The 22,541-nt window shown below is 51.8% G+C and carries 19 protein-coding genes; 17 read left to right on the top strand and 2 right to left on the bottom strand.

Features of this window, described 5'->3' with window-relative positions; translation table 11 throughout:
* Positions 1 to 127: 127 nt before the first annotated feature.
* The 14 genes from FS806_RS06690 (at position 128) to csaA (ending at position 18,769) form a co-directional block, all read left to right on the top strand.
* Positions 128 to 976 carry an ABC transporter ATP-binding protein gene (locus FS806_RS06690; protein WP_144933809.1) on the top strand — a complete coding sequence of 283 codons (849 nt, stop codon included), beginning with the start codon at positions 128 to 130 and terminating at the stop codon, positions 974 to 976.
* Between the two features lie 243 nt (positions 977 to 1,219).
* Positions 1,220 to 2,272 carry an NAD(P)/FAD-dependent oxidoreductase gene (locus tag FS806_RS06685; protein ID WP_144933808.1) on the top strand — a complete coding sequence of 351 codons (1,053 nt, stop codon included), beginning with the start codon at positions 1,220 to 1,222 and terminating at the stop codon, positions 2,270 to 2,272.
* An 89-nt stretch (positions 2,273 to 2,361) separates the two neighbouring features.
* On the top strand, positions 2,362 to 3,381 hold the full coding sequence (locus FS806_RS06680; RefSeq protein WP_144933807.1) for an ABC transporter substrate-binding protein: 1,020 nt from the start codon (positions 2,362 to 2,364) through the stop codon (positions 3,379 to 3,381).
* Positions 3,381 to 5,480 carry a Fe(3+)-hydroxamate ABC transporter permease FhuB gene (gene fhuB, locus FS806_RS06675; protein WP_370451796.1) on the top strand — a complete coding sequence of 700 codons (2,100 nt, stop codon included), beginning with the start codon at positions 3,381 to 3,383 and terminating at the stop codon, positions 5,478 to 5,480. Before FS806_RS06680 ends, fhuB begins: the two co-directional genes overlap by 1 nt.
* Positions 5,481 to 5,930: 450 nt before the next feature.
* Positions 5,931 to 7,646: a sensor histidine kinase gene (locus FS806_RS06670; protein ID WP_222126600.1), complete on the top strand. Its 1,716-nt coding sequence runs from the start codon at positions 5,931 to 5,933 to the stop codon at positions 7,644 to 7,646.
* Between the two features lie 3 nt (positions 7,647 to 7,649).
* Positions 7,650 to 9,032, top strand: a complete 1,383-nt coding sequence (locus FS806_RS06665) for a response regulator transcription factor (protein ID WP_144933805.1) — start codon at positions 7,650 to 7,652, stop codon at positions 9,030 to 9,032.
* A gap of 273 nt (positions 9,033 to 9,305) precedes the next feature.
* Entirely contained in the window at positions 9,306 to 10,925 is a 1,620-nt protein-coding gene (locus FS806_RS06660) for an extracellular solute-binding protein (protein ID WP_260982005.1), read from the top strand.
* Positions 10,926 to 11,007: 82 nt separating this feature from the next.
* A complete protein-coding gene (locus FS806_RS06655) occupies positions 11,008 to 11,898 on the top strand; it encodes an ABC transporter permease (protein WP_225312817.1) in 891 nt (296 codons plus the stop codon).
* Positions 11,899 to 11,912: 14 nt separating this feature from the next.
* A complete protein-coding gene (locus FS806_RS06650; RefSeq protein ID WP_144933804.1) occupies positions 11,913 to 12,797 on the top strand; it encodes a carbohydrate ABC transporter permease in 885 nt (294 codons plus the stop codon).
* Positions 12,798 to 12,843: 46 nt separating this feature from the next.
* Positions 12,844 to 15,225, top strand: coding sequence for a hypothetical protein (locus FS806_RS06645; protein WP_144933803.1), 2,382 nt, complete (start codon positions 12,844 to 12,846; stop codon positions 15,223 to 15,225).
* Between the two features lie 603 nt (positions 15,226 to 15,828).
* A complete protein-coding gene (locus FS806_RS06640; protein ID WP_144933802.1) occupies positions 15,829 to 16,656 on the top strand; it encodes a TrmB family transcriptional regulator in 828 nt (275 codons plus the stop codon).
* A gap of 165 nt (positions 16,657 to 16,821) precedes the next feature.
* Entirely contained in the window at positions 16,822 to 17,550 is a 729-nt protein-coding gene (locus FS806_RS06635) for an AzlC family ABC transporter permease (RefSeq protein WP_144933801.1), read from the top strand.
* Positions 17,541 to 17,870 (top strand): AzlD domain-containing protein, encoded by a 330-nt coding sequence (locus tag FS806_RS06630; RefSeq protein WP_144933800.1) that lies wholly within the window; start codon positions 17,541 to 17,543, stop codon positions 17,868 to 17,870. Before FS806_RS06635 ends, FS806_RS06630 begins: the two co-directional genes overlap by 10 nt.
* 569 nt (positions 17,871 to 18,439) lie before the next feature.
* Entirely contained in the window at positions 18,440 to 18,769 is a 330-nt protein-coding gene (gene csaA, locus FS806_RS06625; RefSeq protein WP_144933799.1) for a chaperone CsaA, read from the top strand.
* Positions 18,770 to 18,973: 204 nt separating this feature from the next.
* Here csaA and FS806_RS06620 read toward each other — a convergent pair whose 3' ends face one another.
* Positions 18,974 to 19,264, bottom strand: a complete 291-nt coding sequence (locus tag FS806_RS06620; RefSeq protein ID WP_144933798.1) for a hypothetical protein — start codon at positions 19,262 to 19,264, stop codon at positions 18,974 to 18,976.
* Positions 19,265 to 19,569: 305 nt separating this feature from the next.
* On the opposite strand from FS806_RS06620, the gene FS806_RS25660 reads away from it, so the two are divergent.
* Both FS806_RS25660 and FS806_RS06615 read left to right on the top strand, forming a co-directional pair.
* Positions 19,570 to 19,713, top strand: coding sequence for a hypothetical protein (locus FS806_RS25660; protein WP_186328234.1), 144 nt, complete (start codon positions 19,570 to 19,572; stop codon positions 19,711 to 19,713).
* Positions 19,710 to 20,012: a hypothetical protein gene (locus FS806_RS06615; RefSeq protein WP_222126599.1), complete on the top strand. Its 303-nt coding sequence runs from the start codon at positions 19,710 to 19,712 to the stop codon at positions 20,010 to 20,012. Before FS806_RS25660 ends, FS806_RS06615 begins: the two co-directional genes overlap by 4 nt.
* 81 nt (positions 20,013 to 20,093) lie before the next feature.
* On the opposite strand, the gene FS806_RS06610 is transcribed toward FS806_RS06615, so the two are convergent.
* The gene (locus FS806_RS06610) at positions 20,094 to 21,332 is read right to left on the bottom strand and encodes a chymotrypsin family serine protease (protein ID WP_144933797.1); all 1,239 of its coding nucleotides are present in this window, start codon (positions 21,330 to 21,332) and stop codon (positions 20,094 to 20,096) included.
* Positions 21,333 to 21,756: 424 nt separating this feature from the next.
* Between FS806_RS06610 and FS806_RS06605 the strand changes: the two genes are divergently transcribed.
* The gene (locus FS806_RS06605; RefSeq protein WP_144933859.1) at positions 21,757 to 22,476 is read left to right on the top strand and encodes an AAA family ATPase; all 720 of its coding nucleotides are present in this window, start codon (positions 21,757 to 21,759) and stop codon (positions 22,474 to 22,476) included.
* The last annotated feature ends 65 nt before the right edge of the window (positions 22,477 to 22,541 follow it).

Here is a 22,541-nt window from a genome sequence, read left to right as displayed (position 1 = left end):
ATGCTAATTATTGTCTGGATCTGTTGACAAGGATAGCAGCATATGGTAATAATCAATAATGATAATCATTATCAATTAGATAAGCTGGTCCGCCTGTATTGCGAAGCTTGACAAGGAGAGTGTGGCCATGAAACGTTTATACACCGAACAACTGACGATCGGTTATTCCGACCGGGTGATTGTGGAGAACTTGAACCTGTCCATTCCCGAGGGGAAAATAACCGCGCTGGTCGGAGCGAATGGATCGGGAAAATCGACGATTCTGAAAACAATGGTGCGAATCATGAAGCCAAATGGGGGAACTGTATATCTGGATGGCAAGTCGATTCACAGCCAGCCTACCAAAGACGTCGCCAAACAGCTTGCGATTCTGCCCCAAAATCCGGTGGCACCGGATGGCTTAACGGTATCCGAGTTGATATCCTACGGCCGGTTTCCACACCAAAAGGGATTCGGCTCGCTTACGAAAGAGGATAAGGAAATCATTCGCTGGGCGGTTCAAGTGACCGGAATGAACGCCTTCAGTGATCGGCCTGTGGATCAGTTGTCCGGGGGCCAGCGACAGCGGGCCTGGATAGCCATGGCGCTTGCGCAGGGAACGGATATGCTGTTCCTGGACGAACCGACGACGTTCCTCGATATGGCACATCAATTGGAAGTGCTTAAACTCCTGCAGCGTCTCAATGAAGAGCAGGACCGAACGATCGTCATGGTGGTTCACGATCTCAATCATGCCACCCGATTCGCCCACCATATGGTTGCCATCAAGCAGGGAAGCATTGTGAGCGAAGGAGCTCCGGAAGAAGTGATGACGCAGGAAGTGCTAAGGGAAGTGTTCGGCATCGAAGCGGACATCATTCCGGATCCGAGGACGGGAGTACCGCTTTGCCTGCCTTTTGAGCTGGCATCGATAGAGGGCGGCGGCCATCATGAGCAGCCGTATGTGCAGGCGGAACGCAAAGAAGCGTCCGCTTAAGGAGCGGCTCGGGCCAACCCGGACCATAATTTGCATAAAAATCCTTAATCGCGAGAAGAAGCTAATCCAGCCTACATATTTGATTCCAACAAGACGCTAAATACGCTGTCCGTATTATGAGGACGGCGATAATTCCGAAATCTATTGAGAATGAGTATCATTTGCAAAAAAAATAAGGCGGGCAGCTTTGCATCACTTGGCAGCATTGAAGGCTAACAAATTGGAACAAGAGGAGACGGAAAGATGGAGACATACCCTGTGTTTGACGTAACGATTATCGGGGGCGGGCCTGCGGGGCTGTTCTCGGCTTTTTACAGCGGATTGCGGGAGATGAGCACGAAAATCATTGAATTTCAGCCTTTTCTTGGTGGGAAGGTGCATGTTTATCCGGAGAAAATGATCTGGGATGTCGGCGGTCTGACCCCGGTGACCGGCGCGCAGCTCATCGAGCAGATGGTGGCGCAAGGTCTGACCTTCGGCCCGGAGGTGGTGCTTGGCGAGAAAGTCATATCCATCTCCAAAGACGAAAGCGGGCACTTCATCCTGCACACGGCATCCGGGGGAAAGCATGCTTCGCGCACGGTTATTCTCGCCATTGGGGGAGGCATTTTACAACCGACAAAGTTAAATATTGAAGGGGCGGAACGATTCGAGGTCACGAATTTGCATTATACGGTGAAATCTCTGGCCCGTTTTCGGGGGAAGACCGTTCTAATTTCGGGCGGGGGCAATGCGGCTGTGGATTGGGCCAACGAATTGGAGCCCATCGCTAAGAAAGTCTATTTAACCTATCGGCAAGATATGCTGAAAGGCCATGAAGCCGAAGTATCCCGGCTCCTGAACAGCTCCGTCCATTGTCTGCTGAATACGACGATTGACAGGCTGGTGGCCGCACCGGATCACGAAACGATCGGTACCGTTGTGCTGAACCACGTTGAAGATGGGACGAAGCTCGAGCTGGCGGTAGATGAAGTCATTATTAATCACGGATATGAACGCGACAACGGGTTGCTTAAGAACAGCGAAGTGAAGCTGGCGATGGAAAATGAATACTACATAGCCGGGAGCCCGATGAGCGAAACTTCGGTGGAAGGCATCTATGCCGCCGGCGATATTCTGCATCATGCAGGGAAGCTGCATTTGATAGCAGGTGCCTTCCAGGATGCCGCGAACGCGGTTAACAAAGCGAAGCAGTATATCTCCCCGGAGGCGAAGGCGTACGGGATGGTTTCTTCGCATAACGAGCTGTTCAAACAGCGAAACCGCGAGCTGATCAAGCACTTATTTACCAACTAGCAAAAAAACTTTATCCGGACTGCGGTGACCTGCTAAGCTGTGAGTCGGACCGCAGCGGTTTCACAACACTTATACTGGGGGATAAAATTATGCGTTTTCTTAAATGGCCAAAAACAGTCATTATTCTCAGCCTGCTGCTGTTAGCGGCCGCCTGCAGCCAGCCGTCGGGACAGGCACCGGCAACTTCTCCGAATCAGAGTCCGGCAGCCTCTCCGGAAGCCGGTTCAGCCGATGGCGGGGTCCGAATCATTAAACATGCATTGGGTGAAACACCCGTCACAGGTACACCCAAGCGAGTGGTTGCGCTGGAGTGGAGCGTCGCGGAAGATGTGCTGGCGCTGGGCATCCAGCCGGTCGGCATTGCGGATATTCAGAATATGAAGAAATGGGTACGTCTTCCAGTAGAGATTGCTCCGGAAGTTGTGGATGTAGGAGATCGTCTGGCTCCCAATCTGGAAGCGATTATGGCATTAAAGCCGGATCTTATTCTCGGATTGAAGAGAAATGTGGAAACAAACTATGCGGAATTAAGCAGCATTGCTCCCACTCTTGTCTATGAGCCGTATCCGGCGGAAGGCCAGGGGGATCAGTATTCGGTGATGATCGATACATTCAAGGAAATTGCGGATGTGCTCGGGAAAAAGGAGGAGGCGGACAAGGTTCTGAATGATCTGAACCGGACCTATGAAGAGGCCAAATCCAAAATCGTGGCGAAAGGCATGGATCAGCGGCCTTTTGTGCTCGCCATGGCATACAGCAACCAGAACTCGGTCGATTTTCGTTTATCTACGGATAACTCCACCGCTGTCAAAATATTGGAGCATATCGGGTTGACCAATGCGTATAAGCCCGCGAAATTCGAGGCGTACGGGTTTACGCTCACGGATGTCGAGGCGCTGCCGGCTCTGCAGGAAGCCAACTTCCTGCATATCATCCAAGAAACCGACAATGTCATTGACAATCAGTTGAAGAATAATCCGGTATGGAATGGCCTTGACTTCGTCAAGGAAAACCGAATCTACGCTCTCGGCGGAGACATGTGGCCGTATGGAGGACCGTTGTCCGCACAAATTATGGCTGAAAAAACCGCCGAATTGTTAACGAAATGATGTCGGCCGGAAGAGATATGGCCCGGGACGCCGGCCCGAAGCCCGCTTTCGCACTAAGAGAGGGGAAGGCCGGGGCATGGAAAGGGCTCTGGATGCTGGCCGGAGGCTTGGTGGTTCTAGGGTTGATCGCGTTCGTCAGTCTGACGCAAGGGCTTGCCGAGATCTCGCTGAGTTCCGTTATCCAAGCGCTGTTGTTCCCGCAGGATATATCGGATCACCACCTGATTCGCGGGGTCAGGCTTCCGCGAACGGTGATGGGAATATTGGCGGGGGCGGCGCTTGCCGTCTCCGGCGCACTCATGCAGACGGTAACGCGGAATCCGCTCGCCTCCGAAACGACGCTGGGGGTCAACGCGGGGGCTTACTTCGTTGTAGTGCTTGGCACGATATTCTGGCCGGCACTGCTGCATACGTACCCGCTTCCCTTCGCTGTATTGGGAGGTGCTTGCGCGGCGCTGGTCGTTTATATAATGGCCGGTGGGCGTCAGGGAACTCCAATCCGCATTGCGTTGTCCGGAATGATCGTCACCCTGGTGTTCTCTTCGCTCACCAGCGCCCTTCTCCTGTTTAATCAAGAAACGGCGCAGGGCCTGTTTCTATGGGGTTCAGGCTCGTTGAAGCAGAACGACTGGAGCGGGGTTCTCTTCAGCTGGCCCTGGATCATCGGGGGAATCGTTGCCGTCAGTTTGGCTGCGCGGCAGTTGGATTTGCTGTCCTTCCATGAAGAAACGGCAAAATCATTGGGGCAGAAGGTTGGAAAGACGAGGCTTCTGGCCATGGCCATGGCGATATTGGCGGCCTGCGTCAGCGTCAGCGTCGTGGGCCCCATCGGCTTCGTCGGATTGCTGGCCCCGCATTTGGTCCGCCTCTCCGGTATGGTGCGGCATGCCTGGCTGATCCCGGTCAGCGCCGTCTGGGGCGCGGCCATTCTGGTCGGCTCGGATACGATAGCCCGCACCTTCGTGAACGCCTACGGAGAGCTGCCCGCAGGGGCGGTCACCGCCGCGGTTGGCGCCCCCTGGCTCATCTGGCTGGCGCTGCGGGTATCGCGGGGAGCCGGGGGAGGCTCCGGCTCCGGTGCCGGCCAATCCATCCGGATGGGCGCATGGCAGCCGGGGATATCTTATCCCGTGTGGATTGTGCTGCTCAGCGGGCTGCTGGCCGTTGTCTGGATCGGCAGCTTGACGAGCGGGACGCTGCACATTCTCGTATCCGATGTGTTCGCAGTGCTGACGGGGCGCGGGGAAGACTTCACCCGGCAAATTCTGTTGGAGCTGCGCCTGCCCCGATTGCTGACCGCCGGTCTGGCCGGAGTTGCCCTGGCGGTCAGCGGCAGCCTGATGCAGAGCGCGGTCCGCAATCCGCTTGCCGACCCGCAAATCGTCGGCGTCACGAGCGGCGCCGGGGTCGGGGCGATCCTGGTGCTGATCGCCGCGCCGCAGCTCCACGGCTGGATGCCGGTCGGAGCCGTGGTTGGCGGCATCGCCGCCTCGGCCATCGTCTATGCGGTCTCCTGGAGGCGGGGGCTTAACCCGGTCATCCTGACGCTCGTCGGCATAGCGGTAGCCGCGGCGGGCTCGTCCATGATCCAGATTCTGATCATTCAGGCCAAGATGACCGCCGCACCGGCGCTCGCCTGGATGGCCGGCAGCACCTATGGCCGGGGCTGGGCCGAGATCGGCCGCCTGGCTCCGACGCTCGCCGTTCTGCTGCCGCTCGGCTGGTGGCTCGGCCGCAAAGTGGATCTGCTCGCCTTCCGCGACGAGAGCTCGATCGGGCTCGGCCTGAAGGTTCGCCATACCCGGCTGCTCGCTTCCGTGATCGCCGTTCTGCTCGCGTCCATTGCCGCCTCGGCTGTCGGCACGGTCAGCTTTATCGGCCTGCTCGCTCCTCATGCGGCCCGCATGCTGGCCGGCTCCAACCACCGCCGCTCGATGGTCCTCTCGGCGCTGCTGGGTGCCGTCCTGCTGGCCGCTGCGGATTGGATCGGCCGGGTCATTCTCATTCCGAGGGACATTCCGTCCGGAATTGTCACCGCATTGCTTGGGGCGCCGTATCTGTTCTTCCTCATGTTCAGATCGGGGCGCAAGCAAGGGTAAGGGTTAGGCTAACGGTTCACTTCTTAGGTGAGGTTATAATGTAATATACGCTCAGTACCAACATCGGACTGCCTCAGGCAGCAGCCGTTTTCGGCTTCCAGATCGCTTATTTTTCGTTCCGTATAATCGATCAGGCGAACATCATTCAGGCGAACATCATTCGGTGGCAAACAGCACCTTCTTGGCGGGGAAAGATATCCCGCTGAAGGTGCTGTTTAGCATGCTTCAGCGCTTCGTAACATTCCTCGGAACGAATTCGGGGGATTGCTTTTATCCAGATAAGGTTATGCCGGTTTCAAAATTTGTGTGACACCAAGGCTAGGCTGAGGCAGGAAATAACTTTATAATTTAGGAAATCAGTTTGGCTGTTTTTGAAAACCTTTACAAACCTATTGGAAGGGCTGTTGCGAGATGGACAGGCTGTCTTCATTCCAGCGGCGCTTGCGCCGGATGATTATCCCTACTTCCCTGAAACGGAAGCTTGTTAACGTACTTCTGCTCAGCACGTTTATTCCCTTGCTTTTAATCGGCATCATTTCTTATACGTCCATGCATACCATATTGGAGAATAAAATTACGAACGGAATCCTCAGCAATTTGCAGCAGGTCCGGGTGTCTCTGGAAAATGTACTCGGCAATCTCAACTACGCTTCCCAGAATCTTGCTTTTGATGGGCGCGTGGGCAAGGACATTTACGCCTATATGTCTAATGATCATCCGTATGACCGCAAGAGTCTGGCAGGAAAAATCGAAACCGAAATGAATCTGCTGACATCGACCAACCCCAATATAGGGCTGATGTTCTATTACGTGCAGGGGACAAACTGGATTTTATTTCCCAATTTGCAGGTGAGAGAAGGAATCGACCCCGACGCGCTGCCGGTATTTACGAAGCTGCAGGACATGACTTATTACGGGCCGCACCAGACGCTGAATGCGCAATTTGACCGGAAGGTCATGTCCATCACGCGTAAAATCGATTATCCGGATCTTGAGGAATTGTACATCTATATGGAAACCGATAACCGCCTGGTCGACACCGTGTTTAATAAAATGCAGTACGGCATGGAGGTATACCACCTCATTGTGGATACGGACAACCGGATTGCGTACAGCGAGAAACCGTCGGCTTTTCCGGTGGGAATGAAGCTGGATCCGAAAGAGGAAGGAAGCGGCCGTTCCGTTTATGGAAACCAATATGTGTTTGAAGAAGCAAGCAATCAGGGCTGGCGGGTTGTAGCCGTCATCCCGATGAAATCTTATAAGCATGAAATTTTGAATTGGTTTATGCAGTTTGGACTGGTAGCTGTAGTATCTTTATTCGTCAGTTTAGGCTTCGCCTGGTTGATTTGGAGAATCGTCATGCGGCCGCTTACCCGGCTTAACCGTGAAATCCGCTTGATGATGCAGAACCAGTCGCAAGGGAAACTCCAATTAACGGGAACGGATGAGTTTGACTATTCGCTCCGGTGTTTTCATGAAATGAAGGGGACCGTCATTCAATTGATCGAGGATATCAAGGAAAATGAAAGGAATGAATCGCGGCTTGAAGTGGAAAAGATGATTTCCCAGATCAACCCGCATTTCGTCCACAATACGCTTGACACGATCCGTTGGCAGGCAAGGTTAAACGGGCAGGAGGATATCGACCACTTGATATCCACCCTGAACCGCGTGCTCCATTATAATCTGGGCAAAGGCGAGACGGCCACGATCCGCGAGGAATTGGAAGCGCTGAAGGATTATATCGCGCTTCAGGAGATCAGATATCAGTTCCATTTTGATATTCGCATATCGGTTCCGGAAGAACAGCTTGAGATTCGCATTCCGCGGTTTATGCTGCAGCCGCTGGTGGAAAATGCCTTGTATCACGGTATCGCCGATGACGGCTTGATTCGGGTTGATATTAGCCAGGAGGGGCGGCATATCCGGATTGAAGTGAGCGATAACGGGGCGGGCATGTCTCCGGAAGAGGCAGAGCGGCTTTTGCAGGGGGACGATTCGGCCCATAAACGACGCGGGATGGGAATCGGTATGCCCTACGTCATCCGGACGCTGAAATACCAATACGGCAAATCCGCCGGAATAGACATTCAAAGCCGCAGCGGGGAAGGGACAAGCATTATCATTACGATTCCGTCGTCAACAACCGGGAAAGGGGAGTAGCTTATGCGCGTATTGATTGTTGAGGATGACAGGCTTGTGCGGAAAGGTTTTATATCATTGATGCCTTGGGAGCAGTTCGGAATGCAGGTTATCGGGGAAGCGGGAAATGGGGAGGATGCGCTTGCGTTTTTAAGCAACCGGGAAGTGGATCTCTTGATTACCGATCTTTCCATGCCAAGGATGAGCGGGATCGAGTTGATCCGAACGGTAAGGCAGCTTTATCCGCGCGTTTGGACGGTTATTTTGACGTTTCATCAGGATTTTGAATATATACAGGAAGCGCTTCGGCTTGGGGCGATCGATTATATTGCCAAAACGGAGCTGCAGCAGGACAAAATGGAAGAGGTGCTGAGCAGAATCGAGCAGCGCATCAAATATGAAATGAAGCAGCAGGCGCGGGCCTGGGCGGAAAATGAAAAAGCGGCCCCGGATCGGGCGATTGTATGGCTGGCGGCTTGTATCGATGGGGACAGACAGATGTGCAGTCCGGTCTACCTCGGCAAGCCTGTGGAGGAAAGCGCTCCGGGGATTTGGTTTCTGCCCTGTGAGGAAGGAGAATGGACGGAGGAATGTAAGGCTCTCTTACTCAAAGATCCTTTTCTTTGCGGCGGGGTCGCCATGCTTCTTGACGGCATCGGCTCCGGGGGCGGCAGCCAGGTGATCCGTACGCTTCAGGAGTACAGGGAGCGCTTTATGTTTTATGAATGGAACCCTGATGCTCCGCAGGTATGGACAAGGAGCTTTCAGCAGCTGCAGGAGACGACGGGCCGAAGGCCGGTCTCCCTCGAAGAAGAACAGGCGCTTCAGGAAGTCTGGTCCAGCTTGCAGTGGGTGATTCATGATCGGCAGTATGAAGAAAACTTGGCTACGCTCGAAGCGATGAAGCTGCCCCCGCGACAGTTGGGGACTTTGTTTATAATGGCCTCTACCCGCTGGGAACGTGTCGTTTCGGCAGAAACCTGGACGGCCCCGCGCCAAGAACTGTCCTGGCAGACCTGGAAGAGGTGGCTGGAAGGCTTGCGGCAGGAGCTTGCATCCTACTTATTTAAACCCTCCTACTCTCAGGAAGTCATCTCTTGTGTCTGGAAAGCGGCCCAGATCATCCATCAGGACTTGAGCAGGGAGATCACGCTGCGGGAGGTGGCCGGGGAAGTCAATTTGAGCCAAAGCTATTTGAGCCAGTGCTTCCGGGATATTGTTGGCGTATCCTTCAATGAATATGTCCGCCGGGCCCGGATCGATTGGGCCAAGAAGCTGCTGCGAGACACCGACAAGCCGATTTATTGGATCGCGACACAGACCGGATATCCGAATGAAAAATATTTCAGCCGTGTCTTCAAGGACAAAACCGGGATGCTTCCCAGCGCCTATCGGTCAAGCAAGTAGGGCGGCCTGACGGCAGCCGGCGGCTCCCCATAGCCGATGATTTGCCGATTGGGGTCTGCAAATGATCCGCAAGCAGGTACACAAATGATTGAAAGATTCAGGGGAAAGCCAGAAGGAAAGATTTTAGCATAAGAAATGAGGCCTGATCTGACGACGAAATGAAACTCCCGCAACTCCGGCGGAAGCTACAATAATGGTAAGGCTTACGACTTCCGCCGGCTTTGCGCCAAGGGAGTTGTAAGCGCAAACAATTATGAGACAGGGGGAGTTTTCGTGAAAAAATGGATGACTGTAGTTCTGGCAAGTACCGTGCTGCTCGCAAGCGGATGCGGGGCAAAAGATCAGGGGGCTTCCACAACAGAAGAAGCAAAGACGCCGGCGGACCCATTCTATAAATTCCCCGAGCCTGTAACGCTCACGATTGCCAAGCCGCTGAATCCGGAGGACAAGACCCTTCCGGCAGAGGACACCGTAGATAACAACCAGTTCACCCGCTATATTTTCGACAAGACCAACATTAAATTTGATTACACGCTCACCGCCAAAAGCGGCGATCCGTTCACCCAGAAGGTTCAAGTGGCCATTGCCAGCAACGATATTCCGGACGTGATGGTCGTCGGCGAGAAAGAGCTGCGGCAAATGGTGGAAGCGGACCAATTGGAGGATATGACCGCAGTCTATGACAAATATGCATCGCCTCAGGTTAAGGACTTTTATGCTACAACGGAAGGCAAGGCGCTGGAGAAAGCAACGTTCGACGGCAAGCTGATGGCGATTCCGAATATCGTGCCTCAGGGCGACGCTCCGTATTTTCTGTGGGTGCGCAAAGACTGGCTGGATAAGCTGGGGCTGCAGGAGCCGAAAACGATGGAGGACATTGAGGCTGTTGCCAACGCCTTTATCGAAAAGGACCCTGACGGCAACGGCAAGGCCGATACGGTCGGACTGCCAGGTTCGCCTACGGATCTTATTTTCGGGAATAACGGGTTTGCTTCGATCTTCAGCTATTTCGGGGCTTATCCGACCTACTGGATAAAAGATAAAGAAGGTCAGATCACCTACGGCTCGATCCAACCCGAGGTGAAAGATGCCCTGGCCAAGCTGAGAGATTGGTATGCCGCAGGGCTGATCGATCAGGAATTTGCGCTTCGGAAGGAAGCTTTCGAGCTGACTGCAGGCGGCAAGGCCGGCATGTTTTTTGGCCCGTGGTGGATGCCTTGGGGGCCGCTTGGCGACGCAGTGAAAAACGATCCGAAATCCAATTGGATCGCGCTGGCCGCACCGCTGGATGCCGAGGGAAATTTCAGAACGCATACCGTTCCGGTCAGCAATTCCTTCGTGGTGGTCAAAAAAGGGATCAAGCATCCGGAAGCGGTGATGATCGCCGTGAATACGACGGTGGCCGCCGAGAGGGGAATAGATCCGGATGCGAAAAAACTGGATAACCGGGTGAATCCGGGATATTGGCCAATGCGGCTTGTTATTGAAAATGCAGACACGGTTACGCGTAAGCACGATATGCTCAGAGATGTGCTGGAAGGCAAAGCCAAGCCGGAGGATATGATTCCTGAAATGCAGGAAATCTATGCGAAAGCCAAGGCCGCGGATTTTGATCCGGCCAAGGATTTGGGGGCATGGCAGCCGTTTTACGCCTACACGGTTGGAAGCGACCCTTTGCATGGTCCGCTCAAGCCCGAGGAGAATCTGTTTACTTCCATAACCAAAACGATGGAGCTGAAGAACGCCACCCTCAACAAGATGGAGAAAGAAACATTCCTGAAGATCATTATGGGCAAAGAGCCGCTGGATGCGTTTGACAACTTCGTTGAGCAGTGGAAGAAGCTGGGCGGCGAACAAATTACAAAAGAAGTCCGGGATGCGCTTGGGGAGTAGTTCAATACGGGCGCGGGAAAGCAAAAGGACCGCCTGCCTTTCCCCGCCCTTTCCGATCATCGATGAGAGGTGAGAGAGACCAGTGAAAAAACAGCCGTTTGCGCTTCATTATCACCTGATGCTGCTGCCGGGGATCGTGCTGCTGATCTTGTTCAGCGTCGTACCGATGTTCGGTGTTACGATCGCGTTTCAGAACTTCAAGCCGAATTTGGGCTTCTGGCGTTCGGAATGGGTCGGGCTGGACAACTTCCGTTATTTGTTCGAGCTGCCTGACAGCCGCAAAATCTTTTTTAACACGATCTATATCGCCGTGCTCAAAATTGTGGCCAATTTGGCGGTGCCTGTCTTATTTGCGCTGTTGCTGAATGAAGTCAGAACGGTGCTGTTTAAGCGCAGCGTCCAGACGATCGTGTACCTGCCCCATTTTCTGTCATGGGTTATCTTGGCGGGCATTATTACCGACCTTCTGTCCATGGACGGATTGATCAACCAGCTTTTGGCCGTTTTCGGCATGGAACCGATCATGTTTATGGCCAGCAATAACTGGTTCCCGGGGATTGTCGTGGCCAGTGATGTATGGAAGGAGTTCGGGTTCGGGACGATCGTTTATTTGGCCGCGCTCACAGGGATCAGTCCGGCGCTTTACGAAGCGGCCGCAATCGACGGCGCCAGCCGGCTTCAACAACTGCGATATATTACGCTGCCAAGCCTGAAGCCGACGATCATCCTGCTGGCTACGCTGAGCCTGGGCAATGTGCTGAATGCCGGTTTTGACCAGATTTTCAACTTGTACAATCCTCTCGTATACGATTCCGGCGACATTATCGACACCTACGTTTACCGCGCCGGTCTGCTGCAGGTTCAATACGGTCTGGCAACGGCTGTCGGCCTGCTGAAATCGGTCATCAGCTTTGTGCTTATCATCCTTTCCTACGTGCTGGCGTCGAAATTCGCCAACTACCGCATTTTCTAAGGGGGCGGATCGTTATGGTTAGAAATGTCACGTTGATGTCGCGTACGGCGGATACCATAATTATCGCTATATTGGTCATTTCGTCACTGCTGTGTATCTTTCCGATCTGGTACACGATTGCGGTGTCCTTTAGCGACAAGGCCGCAGTGGCTGCAGGCATGGTTACCTTCTGGCCGGTGGATTTTACGCTTTCCTCTTACAAAAAAATCCTGCAGGAACAGGCCTTCTTCACGGCATTCGGCGTTTCTCTCAAACGGGTTTTCCTGGGAGGGATCATCAACTTTGTCGTCTGCGCCATGATGGCGTATCCGCTGTCCCGCACACCGGAGCAGTTCCGCTTCCGCAATGTGTATATGTGGTTTATCGTATTTACGATGCTGTTTAGCGGCGGGCTGATTCCCTGGTTTGTTACGATCAAGTCGTACGGCTTGCTGGATACGATTTGGGCATTGGTGCTGCCGACGGCCGTTCCGGTGTTCAACGTCATTTTGCTTGTCAACTACTTCCGGAGCATCCCGAAGGATATGGATGAGGCCGGGATGATGGACGGGGCCGGACCCTGGTATATGTTGATCAAAATCTATTTGCCGCTGTCGGTGCCCGTGCTTGCGACCATCACACTGTTTAGTATCGTGGGTCACTGGAACTCGTTTTTTGACGGGCTTATCCTGATGAACAAGCAGGAGAATTATCCGCTGCAAACCTACATTCAGCAGTTGGTGGTGCAGATCAACACGGATAACATGACGACGGAAGAGCTGCGCCAGATGGCACAGTTGTCCAATAAAACATTAAATGCGGCGAAAATCGTAATTTCGATGCTGCCGATTCTGGTGGTGTATCCGTTTTTACAGCGTTTTTTCATTCATGGCATTATGCTGGGCTCGGTAAAAGAATAGGAGTGCGATACTGCAATTCCAGAACCGGTAGAGGAGGAAGTCAATCATGTCATTACCCGCACAGGATGCTTTGATACGGATCGGAGGTCCCCGCTGGGAAGCTGCGCTGCACCGGAACGGTCAGGTGGATCGCATGCGGCTGTTGTCGGATGAAGGCTGGATCGATGTTGATTTCAGAAAAGGGCCGTTTGCCGGCTTCACGTGGGTAGGGGAATGGAACGGCGAAAAACATGTGATCGGCGTAACGCTTGATGCGCAGAAGACGGATGAGGCGGTTCTTGCGGGAAGCTCGGGTGCTTTGGAATTTTCGCTGCGCTATCACAGTATAGACGGGCAGTTGGCGGTTAGCGCGGCCGTCACCAATACGGGAAGGCTTCCGCTGCAGCCGCAATCGCTGGGGCTGATGACCGGAATCGATTCCTATATGGAGAAGTTCCCGGATTGGAACGATAAATTTTTCCCGACGCTGCTGCGGTGCGAGCGGACGCATTTCTGGGGCTACTGCAAGAGACCGGAAGGGGCGCTTATCGCCCTTGCATGCCCGCAGCCGATAGCGTCCTGGAGCCTGCAGTACAACGTCGGCTACATGGAAGGGGAACTGGAATGGGGCGGCCACCGCGTCGAAACGTTTACGATTGACTTCCTTCATGCAGGCCCCCTGCCTGAGCGCCACCCGCAGACGCAGTTCCAACTGCTTCCGGGCAAGACGAAGGAATGGACGCTCCGGCTGATTCCGCTTCAGCGTCTGGATGGGCTGCTGCCGGCGCTTGCGCCGGTCTGTGCCGCTCCCATGCTGGAAATCGCACGGACGACGCTGGCGAAAGGTGAAAGCACCCGCATGATTATTCATTCCGACGAGAGCGTCACGGCGCGGATTCAGATGCCGGATGGGCAGCGGATGACAGTGCGGCCGGAAGCAGCCGGCGGGAATAAATATGAGCTGTTGATCCAGGCAGGGGAGGCCCGGGGGCATATCCGGATCGATGTGGAGAATAGCTCGGGCAAGCAGAGCGAAGCGATTGTTTCCGTCAGACCCGACTGGCTGTGGTTTATGGACAAGGCGAGGGCGGCGGCGCTTGTCTATCCGCCGAGAGCGACGTCGCACTGCGAAAGCTGGTACGGGCTGTATACGCTCTACTTGTCACAGCAGTATTTTCCGGATCGGGAGCTGCTGGAACGGACGGAGCAAATTATGGAATCCATTTACCCATTGATGTTTGATATGGAAAGCCATGAACCGCTGCTGGTGAAGCACAGAATCCAGAACGTAAGCTCCATGGTGGGGATTCTGGTCGACCGCTACGAAGCGACAGGGGATGAAGCCGTACTGCAAAGAGCCTCTGATCTGGCGGATTGGCTCATACGGCATGCACAGCACCCGGACGGCTCCTACCGCGCCGGGAAAACACATTATACGTCGGTGATCTATCCGGCGAAGAGCCTGATGGAGCTGATCCTGGCGGAACAAGCTTTGGCCGCCGATGATCCGCTATGGCGTGAACGGCTTGTCCGGCATACCGCTTCCGTGCGCAGAGCGATGGATGAGCTGGCGGCGGCGGACGGCGACATCGATACGGAAGGCGAGCTGACTTATGAGGACGGCATGATTAGCTGCAGTGCGCTGCAGCTCGGGTTATTTGCGCTGATGCAGCCGGAGAATGAGCGTGCCGTATACCGGGAAGCGGCGCTGAAGCTGGTGGACGGACATGAGTGCCTGGCCAATCTTCTGATCCCGGACGGACGCCAAAGAGGGGCGACCAGACGGTTCTGGGAATCGCAATATGACGTGGCCATCCAGCCGAATATGCTGAATTCGCCGCATGCCTGGACTTCCTGGCGCACCTACAGCACCTGGTATGCTTATCTGCTGACCGGCAAGCTGTACTATTTGGAGCAGACGATGAACGCGCTGGGCAACTGCGTGCAGATGGTCGACATGAATTTGGGAGCGTTAAGATGGGTGTTTGTTCCCGACCCGTACGTTCGGGCAAGGCAGATCAGCAAGCAGATGATGGTAAGCGATCGGAGCCGTGCGCAGGAAGGGCATCATCATACGCTGAAATATCCTTCGCAGGAATTCGTCATCGGCGAGCAGTACATCGGGATGATCTCGGATTGGCATGAGACCAATCTGCAGGATAACGACGTGCATGAGCATTTTAAATGCCTGGCCGAGGTGGCGCTGGGCAAAGCATATGCGGCATACGACGAGCATGGAAGCTTGCGGACGTGGAACTGCCGCGCCGAAGAAAAGGACGGCGTGCTTCATGTGTATCCAACCGAGCCGAAAGTGGAACGGGTTCATCTTAACGTGGGTGAGAAGCAGGTCGCCGTTCATTTTGAAACGGGAGATGTTGCGGCCAATCTGCAGGAAATGGTTTGGGTCCATGCGGATGGAAGGATGATGCGGGATTTATATATGATATAAGAGAGTAAACGCCCACAGCTCCGACAACTCGCAAACGGTGCGAAGTCCGCATATCTAGCGTTTCACCCGCTGGGTGGACAGAGAAGCGGGCGCTGAGCCTCCGGAAGGAGTATTTTGCCCAGCGCCCTGCATCTCGTTTAAATTTTATAGATATTTCCTATTGAATATATTGGTTTTATATATTTCTGTTATAAGGAAATTTCCTGTACACTCCTGTTATTAAGCGGTTAATAAGGAGGAGATATGGGATGAATGGCATTTCTTTATCGGCCGGAGGAGTTCTTTTTCATGGGGAAGAATAGGAGGAAAACCATTCTGTTCCGAAACCAAACAGAATTATGACCGGTATATCTTGACAGGCATAATGTCTTCAAATTATAGTTGTTAGTAACATAACAACTGTTGTTTTCGGCCCGGAATCATGCGCGTTACATTCTCGCGAATCTACCTTCACAAATGATTAACGGTTCACATGGAGATGAACCGTTTTTCTTCAGCCGAAACTATAGTAGCTATAAATATAACTTCTATAACCCGGTTAAAGGAATGAAGGTTCGGGTCGGAGGAAGCAGGAGCAATAATAAAGGGTGGGATGCGAGAAATATGGATGCTGTTTTTAAAGAACTGCAGAAGCTCGGCTTTTCGCCGTACGAGTGTAAGGCCTATGTCGGATTGCTGAAGACACATCCGGTTACGGGATATGAAATCAGCAAGCGCTCCGGCGTTCCCCGGTCGATGATCTACGAGGTGCTGGGGAAGCTGATGGACAAAGGGGCCGTTCATCTGGTGCCCTCCGAACCGGTTAAATATTCGCCGGTGCCTGCGGAGGAGTTAATAGACCGGCTAAGAAAGCAGTTCGAAGAATCGCTTTCCTATTTGGAGAAAGAGTTGACGATGCTGCAGCAGGAGCGGGACATAGACGTGATCTGGCACATCCGCAGCGACGAGATGGTCATGAATGAAATCACAGAGATGATCGCACGCACTGAGAAAGAACTATGGCTCTCGGTTTGGGAGCCGCAGGTTCCGATGATTCAGGCGGCAGTGGAACGTCATCTGCGGGAAGGGGTTCATGTTTTCTCCGTTCTGTTCGGGTCCCCGGACGAGACGATTGGAACAACTTTCCATCATGATTACATGACGCCCGAGGTGGTCCGCGACCGGACGGGTGGGCACCTCACCATTGCGGCCCGGGACGGGGAAGAGGTCATCATCGCCAATTTTAGCGATCAATCTACCTCCTGGGCGGTAAAAACCCATGATCCCGTACTCGTCCTCGTGGCGACGGAATATATCCGACATGACATCATGATCGAAAAAGTAACGGCACATTTCGGTCCCGAGCGGCTGGATGCTCTCTGGCGCAATAACCCCGATCTTGTGCACGTGATGACGGGGCGGAGGCCCGACGTGCTAAATGATTTGGAGTAAAGTGCGGCAAACATTATGCTGGATCGGGTTAATCCCCCATCATTTGTGCGCAGGCCCTGTATTGGGTGAGAAAGCAGCTTTATCCGCTTTCCCCCTGCAGAGCAGCAGTTGCATTATTTTAAACGAGCTAATCAATAAATAGAAAAATAGAGCTATGGAGGAACCATGAGTAAAAAGGAAGTTCTTTTGCGGTATCCAGCCGGTCAAGAGGAGAGCTTCATGCAAGGGGTAAAGGATTGCCTACCCACGGTGCTGGGTTATTTAAGCATCGGATTTGCCGCCGGTGTGCTGGAGAAGACGGCCGGTTTATCCTTGGCGGAAATCGCCCTCATGTCGCTGCTGCTTTATGCCGGATCGGCGCAGTTCATCGCCGCCGGGATGCTTGCCTTGAGCAGCCCGGCCACAGCCATTATTTTTACTGTCTTTTTTGTCAATTTGCGCCATCTTCTCATGAGTGCGGCGGTGGCCCCCTATTTTCGCCATTTGCCCGTATGGAAGAATGTTGTGATCGGCTCCCAGCTAACGGACGAAACGTTCGGCGTCGCCGTGACCAAGCTGGCCGGGAGGTCCAGGGGAAGCTACCGCTGGATGTTCGGACTCAATCTGACCGCCTATCTCAACTGGCTGCTGGCCAATTTGGCGGGAGGAATCTTCGGGCAGTGGATAGCTTCGCCGGAGGCCTACGGGCTTGATTTCGCCTTGGCGGCCATGTTCATCGGCCTGTTCATGCTTCAACTGACCGAGCGCAAAAAATATGGGCTGGATCTCATCGTTGCAATCAGCGCCGTCGTGGTGGCGGTGGCCGGATCGGTCTTTCTGTCCGAGAGCGCCGGTGTATTGATTGCCATTGTGATTGCCGCAAGTATAGGAGTGTGGGTGGAGAAATGGAAGTGAGATGGAGTTTTCTATGGATGCTGCTCGGGGCATCGGCAGTCACCTTACTGCCGAGGGTGCTGCCGCTTGTTGTACTGAGCCGCATACAACTGCCGGAATGGGGCCTGCGCTGGCTCCAGCATATTCCGATCGCGGTCATGTCCGCCTTGCTGGCTCAAGAGCTGCTGGTGTCCGGCGGCTCCTTGGCGCCGTCGTGGATCGGGCTGCTGGCCGCTCTGCCGGCTTTTGCCGTGGCGTATTTTACCCGGAGCCTGCTTGGTACGGTGGTGACCGGGATTATTGCGGTGATGCTGATCCGTTACTTGTCTGCATTGATTTAGCTTTATTGCTTTGCGGCAAGAAATTCCTCTATGATGCCCATGGGTAAAGTTTTTTTTGGCGTGAGAGGGGCAATCTAACTGTATTTTATGCAGGTAGATTGATGTGAATGGCGGAGGATGATTGAAGTAGCTGGAAAAACTACACTTAGATTCGTGCTTTTTTGCAGATAACGCCCTTTTGGCACAAAATAACTGTAGGTTTTCCAGTAAGTTGTCGATATTTCGTCCGAAAGAGCCCATTTAGCTGGATGAAATCCATTTAGACCCGTATTCTGCTGGCACGGCAGCATCCGACGAAGATAATTTTTCATGGCGGCTGTATGCCTGCCGGAGGTCCATCCGTGTGGACGGTTCTTTTGCTATGGATGAAGTTAGCACATTCAGCCGGGGAGGCGCAGAAACTGCCGGTTGGATCAACGAAATGATAGATTGGGAAAGAAGATCCCCAAAGGAAAATTCCAGGGTCTGCTCCGGCGATGAATCACTTAATGGCCTAGCGGGCTTCACGGTTCGATTGGTGAAAGTCGGGACATAAGGATTCCCGGCAGACCTTTAAAGGAGGTATGGAAATGGCGACGATAGACGATTTTATGAAGCTGGATCTGCGTATAGGGACGATCAAGAAGGCCGAGCCGTTCCCGGAAGCGCGGAAGCCGGCGATCAAGCTGGAGATAGACTTCGGCCCTCTCGGGCTCAAGCGCTCCAGTGCGCAGATTACGAGAAGGTACTCGCCCGAGCAGTTGACAGGCCGCCAGGTAGTGGCGGTGGTCAATTTCCCTCCGAGGCGAATAGCGGGCTATGTCTCCGAAGTTCTGGTGCTGGGAGGGGTCCCGGAGGATGGGGATGTCGTTCTGCTGCGTCCGGATGAGGCCGTTAAAGACGGGACTCCCATTGCTTAAGCACGGTTACCTGTTCTTACCACATTAGAAAGTTTAAGTTCATTAAAGCATTAAAATGGAACAAACTTTCTAATTGGCATCTTCTAATACCGGGTTATTCATCTTCGAGATGGCTCCGTTAGAAGCTTTTTTTACCACAATCAGAATTTATAAGTTATTGCGTCCTTAATAACTTCAAATTCTATTTGGCGATAAAAACATCCTTTAAACGCGGTCGCTCATCCATGAAATACTCCGATAGGAGTTTTTCTCATATTTCATCGGTAAACGCGCCTGTCCAAAGGACGGCGATAGCCGTTTATCCTTGTCTTGAAGTATTAAGCGGTGGCTGTTACTATTTGAATAACCGGTTCGAGGAACGGAATGGCGGGACTGAAGATAAAGCCCCCCGCCTTTTTTTGGAACTTTGTGGATCTCTATGAATTTCATGGTAGAAATGATGCCCGGTATGATTGGAAAAAGCCATGTTCCCCACCGACCTTCTTCAAACTTCATCTTAAACCGATTCCCATTGGTTAGACTTTCACCGCAGTCCGCCATCCGGTCAATCCCGTATGCTGCTACCCCCCTGGCTCTCATTTATTTGACCCAATATCCTTCCCGCTCGCGGCCGATGCTCAGCACAGGTTGCTGGAAAAGGCGGATATCGGAGCTTCATCGTCTGCATCTGGAATTCGGCCATGTATTCAGCCAGACCACTTTGAAGGTATACTCACGATGCTTATACTTCTTGAAAATTGCTTTCTCTTTTCAACCGGCCAAGGTAGGACCAATCCATTTTCAAAAAGGAGCTTGATTCGATGACCGAGTACTATTGGGATAACAAGGTGGACTATTTAAGGAACACCCGAGGGCTGTATTACAATGACGGAAGCTGTATGAGAAGGACGGGGCCCGAACGGGCAAAGACGGAAACATCGGCATTAAGCTCCCTATATACATGAGCCAATTGGGCTTGCGGAATGTGCAGTGCAGAGTAAGCGATAAGGTGAATTTCCTGGATCAAACGATGGAGCAGCCGGATAAGGAAGATCTGTTTCGCTCTATCCAGGCGGACGGATTCGCGGCCAAACCGGGAAACCAAGAGCAGTTTGTCCGTTCTTTAGAGAAGCGGGGATTGACCCCGGAGGAAGCACGCAGACAATATGAAGCTGAGGTCCTGCTTTCCGGGCTTTTTAACATGGATTCCTATTTAGCTTATGCTCCCGGTATGAAAATCTCCTTCGGCACCGTGAAAAGGTAGGGGATTATATCTGAAGGTTGATGTAAAGGGAAAGCCGATGGTATATCCCATCGGCAAAAATAAATTATAATACTATATTAATTAATCCGCAAGGTAAACAGAACTTAAATTCAAATCATTCCATACATTATTTGATGTTGAATAGACAGTGTATACTTCGCCTGTATCTTGATCTTCAGCCACACCTTTAAGTACCCCAACTACTCTGTATTCGCTTCTATTCTTATCAGGGTTGTGTAAAATAAATTGTAGAACGGGGGAACCGCTGTCTCCTTTTATTGTAGGTGAACCCGTAGTAATTTTACCTAAACTAAGATCATTGTATCCATTCGCGCTTACACCAGTAAAGGCAACACGGATTGCTAGAAGTTGATCCGATTTAGAGGCACTGATCTGGAAGCCGTTACCAACTACGTTCTGAGTACCGTACCAATCATACTGTGCAACAGGAATACTGGTTTTTCTTTCCAGCACCCCTCTAGAATGATTGCTATAGAGTTCAATATATCCGGCGTCCGATTTATCACCTATAGATGTAGCAGTTGTAAATGTTCCAATATTAGTACTTCCCTTTTTCCAAATCTGGTTAGCATATTGTCTACAGTGACCTGCAGTGACAGATACTTCCTTATTGCCAGAACTTTTACCATTAAAAGCTACTGTGCAATCCCCCGCGCCATCGTTAATCTTATCTCCTGGATTTATTGTTAATTGATCCGTAAACTTCAAATTCATATAACCTACCATATTTTCGTCGATAACATCTGCTAAACGTTCTTTAACTTCTTCCGGATTGGTTTGATTAACATCCGTAATTACAATAACTTTGTTTTCCGGATCTTTATATACGACTGATACACCATTAATTCCATAAGAACGGATGTAAGTATCGATCGTTTCTTTCGCTTCCTTTAATTCTTGTTTAGTGTACTTCACTTTTTCAAATTTTAAATATTCCGTATAACTTGTTTTACTCAATACGGTATCTTTAATCTCTTGCGATAAATTTTGGTATTGCAGAACTAAATTTCCATCATCATCATAATAGAAGCCATCCGGTTCAAAGCCTGCATTTTTAACATTGGTAATTAACTGCTGTAAGTCATTTGCCATCTCCTCTTTCTTTTTTAACTCTTCTAAATCTTTACCTCCCGTTAGCATGTTCATAACTTCGTTGGAAATCTTTGACTCTGGGGCATTAATACGAATTACACGATCATCGTCCCTGTGTAAATTAGAAGATGCCCCATAAGAAATATTTGGTATTACTAGAAGCATGGCAACTACAGACGTCAAAAGTAATTGTTTTTTGTTTTTCATATTTTCGCCTCCTTTAGGTAATAGACTACAATAAGTTTCCATATTTGTAAATAAAATCAAATAATGTAAGTAAAAACATAAAAAATTTTGTTTGTTGTCTTTAGTTTAATAATTTACTTCCCTCAAACTAATGACGCTTTGTAAAGTGATGTTGTTACAAGAAAAAGCAAATTTTATAAAATTCATTGTAAAAAATGACAGTAATCACGGTTTAAGGATTGAGGTTGTGTGCAAGTTCATACTTTGCAACCAAGCAAAAATGAGAGTTTGGCAACCGAAATAGTCTGCTATGAACTTTGTAAGATAATATCTATGATTTCGCAGGAGAATATAGGAGGTAATAGACGTAACGTTTCTGTTATGATAGAGCAAAAGCTATGTTTTCTAAGCAATATAGCAGTAACGAAAGGTGAATCATCCGATCATGTATCTTCATGAAATTACTCTGCTGAAGGACAAGATCCGCAACCCTAAGGAATATCCGTTCAGTATTCCTTCGATTCGAACCTTGGGGACCTTGAAGCTAAGAAAAAATGTAGCCTTCTTCGTCGGAGAGAATGGCTCGGGGAAATCTACCCTGCTGGAGGCAATCGCCTACCAATGCGGTTTTAATACCGCGGGAGGGAGCCGGAACAATCTGTTTGAGCTTGCAGCCTCCGAGGCGAGGCTCGGGGACTATATAAGGCTTTCGTGGCTGCCCAAGATCAACCAGGGCTTCTTCCTGCGGGCGGAATCCTTCTACTCCTTCGCCAACCACATAGACGAGATAGCCAAGGAAGACCCGCGAATCTACCGGGCGTACGGGGGAAAATCGTTGCATGAGCATTCGCATGGAGAGTCCTTCCTGGCGCTGTTCCAAAACCGGTTCGGGCGGAAAGGAATCTATCTGCTGGATGAGCCGGAAGCCGCCCTTTCCCCGGCAAGGCAGCTTGCTTTTCTGAGCATCATCCACGAGCTGCAGAAAGATTCGCAGCTCATTATCGCCACTCATTCTCCTATTTTGCTGGGCTATCCCGATGCGGAGATTTATCAATTTGACGAACCGCCGATCCGTCCGATCCCATACGAGGAAACTTCCCATTACCAGATCACGAGGAGATTTTTAGAAAACCGCAAGGCTTATATGAGGGAATTATTGGACTAAGGAACAGCAGTAGAGCATCGTGACCGCCTCAACGGACGGGTAAGCAAGTTGTTGATCGAACCGGG

Origin of the sequence: Paenibacillus sp. 32O-W, assembly GCF_007679495.1 — a bacterium.
Classification (GTDB): Bacteria; Bacillota; Bacilli; order Paenibacillales; family NBRC-103111; genus Paenibacillus_L; species Paenibacillus_L residui.
This window is presented reverse-complemented; position numbering and strand designations above follow the sequence as displayed.

Excerpts from the sequence above, each read along its gene's own strand:
- FS806_RS06690 (WP_144933809.1), top strand. The coding sequence starts at position 128 with ATGAAACGTTTATACACCGAACAACTGACGATCGGTTATTCCGACCGG.
- FS806_RS06685 (WP_144933808.1), top strand. The coding sequence starts at position 1,220 with ATGGAGACATACCCTGTGTTTGACGTAACGATTATCGGGGGCGGGCCT.
- FS806_RS06680 (WP_144933807.1), top strand. The coding sequence starts at position 2,362 with ATGCGTTTTCTTAAATGGCCAAAAACAGTCATTATTCTCAGCCTGCTG.
- fhuB (WP_370451796.1), top strand. The coding sequence starts at position 3,381 with ATGTCGGCCGGAAGAGATATGGCCCGGGACGCCGGCCCGAAGCCCGCT.
- FS806_RS06670 (WP_222126600.1), top strand. The coding sequence starts at position 5,931 with ATGATTATCCCTACTTCCCTGAAACGGAAGCTTGTTAACGTACTTCTG.
- FS806_RS06665 (WP_144933805.1), top strand. The coding sequence starts at position 7,650 with ATGCGCGTATTGATTGTTGAGGATGACAGGCTTGTGCGGAAAGGTTTT.
- FS806_RS06650 (WP_144933804.1), top strand. The coding sequence starts at position 11,913 with ATGGTTAGAAATGTCACGTTGATGTCGCGTACGGCGGATACCATAATT.
- FS806_RS06645 (WP_144933803.1), top strand. The coding sequence starts at position 12,844 with ATGTCATTACCCGCACAGGATGCTTTGATACGGATCGGAGGTCCCCGC.
- FS806_RS06640 (WP_144933802.1), top strand. The coding sequence starts at position 15,829 with ATGGATGCTGTTTTTAAAGAACTGCAGAAGCTCGGCTTTTCGCCGTAC.
- FS806_RS06635 (WP_144933801.1), top strand. The coding sequence starts at position 16,822 with ATGAGTAAAAAGGAAGTTCTTTTGCGGTATCCAGCCGGTCAAGAGGAG.
- FS806_RS06630 (WP_144933800.1), top strand. The coding sequence starts at position 17,541 with ATGGAAGTGAGATGGAGTTTTCTATGGATGCTGCTCGGGGCATCGGCA.
- csaA (WP_144933799.1), top strand. The coding sequence starts at position 18,440 with ATGGCGACGATAGACGATTTTATGAAGCTGGATCTGCGTATAGGGACG.
- FS806_RS06620 (WP_144933798.1), bottom strand. The coding sequence starts at position 19,264 with ATGAAGTTTGAAGAAGGTCGGTGGGGAACATGGCTTTTTCCAATCATA.
- FS806_RS25660 (WP_186328234.1), top strand. The coding sequence starts at position 19,570 with ATGACCGAGTACTATTGGGATAACAAGGTGGACTATTTAAGGAACACC.
- FS806_RS06615 (WP_222126599.1), top strand. The coding sequence starts at position 19,710 with ATGAGCCAATTGGGCTTGCGGAATGTGCAGTGCAGAGTAAGCGATAAG.
- FS806_RS06610 (WP_144933797.1), bottom strand. The coding sequence starts at position 21,332 with ATGAAAAACAAAAAACAATTACTTTTGACGTCTGTAGTTGCCATGCTT.
- FS806_RS06605 (WP_144933859.1), top strand. The coding sequence starts at position 21,757 with ATGTATCTTCATGAAATTACTCTGCTGAAGGACAAGATCCGCAACCCT.